Genomic DNA, 320 nt, shown 5'->3' on the forward strand with positions numbered 1-320 from the left:
ACTGGTTCCACTGGACTTACTGGCTCCACTGGGCCTACTGGAACTACTGGCTCTACCGGTTCCACTGGAACTACTGGCTCTACTGGGGCTACTGGCTCCACTGGATCTACCGGCTCCACTGGACCTACTGGTTCCACTGGACCTACCGGGGCTACTGGAACTACTGGACCTACTGGGGCTACTGGCTCCACTGGATCTACCGGGGCTACTGGAACTACTAGTTCCACTGGACCTACCGGGGCTACTGGAACTACTGGGGCTACTGGCTCTACCGGCTCCACTGGATCTACTGGTTCCACTGGACCTACCGGGGCTACTGG

The 320-nt window shown here is 58.8% G+C and carries 1 protein-coding gene; it reads right to left on the reverse strand.

Features of this window, described 5'->3' with window-relative positions; genetic code table 11:
- On the reverse strand, positions 1–320 hold a 320-nt coding region (locus ACQRBL_RS32730; RefSeq protein WP_427736478.1), incomplete at both ends, for a hypothetical protein.

Origin of the sequence: Bacillus sp. AF62 (assembly GCF_050312695.1) — a bacterium.
Classification (GTDB): Bacteria; Bacillota; Bacilli; order Bacillales; family Bacillaceae_G; genus Bacillus_A; species Bacillus_A cereus.